This is a genomic window from Mesorhizobium sp. M7A.F.Ca.ET.027.03.2.1, from assembly GCF_003999175.1.
Taxonomy (GTDB): Bacteria; Pseudomonadota; Alphaproteobacteria; order Rhizobiales; family Rhizobiaceae; genus Mesorhizobium.
Genome location: NZ_RZOM01001374.1, coordinates 1 through 1,289, shown reverse-complemented (window position 1 = coordinate 1,289; position 1,289 = coordinate 1). Strand labels below are relative to the sequence as shown.

The following is a 1,289-nucleotide window of genomic DNA, read 5'->3' as shown; positions in this document are numbered from 1 at the left end:
TTCTACCACGACTCCACCGACATCTCCGACCCCTACCAGCGCATGGTTGCCTCCATGCGGCTGATCGCCAAGATGCCAACGATCGCGGCGATGGCCTACAAATACCACATCGGCCAGCCCTTCATTTACCCGAAGAACGAACTGAACTTCGCCGCCAACTTCCTGCACATGTGCTTTGCCGTGCCGTGCGAGGAATACAAGATCAACCCGGTGCTGGCGCGCGCCATGGAACGCATCTTCATCCTGCACGCCGATCACGAGCAGAACGCCTCGACCTCGACCGTGCGTCTCGCCGGCTCGTCGGGCGCCAATCCGTTTGCGTGCATCGCCGCCGGCATCGCCTGCCTGTGGGGGCCTGCGCATGGCGGCGCCAATGAAGCGGCGCTCAACATGCTTGGTGAGATCGGCCATGTCGATCACATCCCCGAATTCATCGCCCGCGCCAAGGACAAGAACGATCCGTTCCGGCTGATGGGCTTCGGCCACCGCGTCTACAAGAACTACGATCCGCGCGCCAAGATCATGCAGAAGACGGCGCATGAGGTTCTGGGCGAGCTCGGCATCAAGGACGATCCGCTGCTCGACATCGCCATGGAACTGGAAAAGATCGCGCTGACCGATCCCTATTTCATCGAGAAGAAGCTCTACCCGAATGTCGACTTCTATTCCGGCATCACGCTGAAGGCGCTGGGCTTCCCCACCACCATGTTCACCGTGCTGTTCGCGGTCGCCCGCACCGTCGGCTGGATCGCGCAGTGGAAAGAGATGATCGAGGATCCGCGCCAGAAGATCGGCCGCCCTCGTCAGCTCTATACCGGCGCACCCGAGCGTGACTACGTGCCGATCGCCAAGCGGTGAATTGGGAGTAGGGATCGGGCAGTAGGCAGTAGGCAGTAGGCACGGTCAACTTCCCTACTCCCTACTGACTATTCCCTCTCTTGATATACCGCATCACCACCTGCGCGGCGATCTCGCCGGACGGTCTGTCCGTCGCCATGCGCCGCGTGATCTCTGCAAATCCATTCTTCTGCCAGGCGCGCATGCCGCTGTCGGCGAACAGGGCTTCCAATTGCCGGGCCAGATTGTTCGGCTTGATGTAGCCGTCGTAGAATTCCGGAATAAGCGCTCGATCCGATATCAGATTGGGCAGCAGGGCCGACCAGACTGAAACGAGGTACGGCGCCAAGACGCGCGCGACCGGGTCGAGCCTGTAGCAGGAAATCATCGGCACGCCGGCCAGCGCCAGTTCCAGCGATACCGTCCCGGACGCGATCAGCGCCGCATCGGCT

General features: G+C 61.4%; 1 protein-coding gene and 1 pseudogene. One reads left to right on the top strand and one right to left on the bottom strand.

All coding sequences use genetic code 11. From position 1 onward, the window contains the following. A partial coding sequence (gene gltA, locus EN750_RS34800) for a citrate synthase (RefSeq protein ID WP_127399308.1) occupies nt 1–858 on the top strand: 858 nt, incomplete at its 5' end. A gap of 61 nt (nt 859–919) precedes the next feature. On the opposite strand, the pseudogene EN750_RS34795 reads toward gltA, so the two are convergent. After that, nucleotides 920–1,289: pseudogene (locus EN750_RS34795) on the bottom strand (lipid-A-disaccharide synthase); the annotation flags it as partial.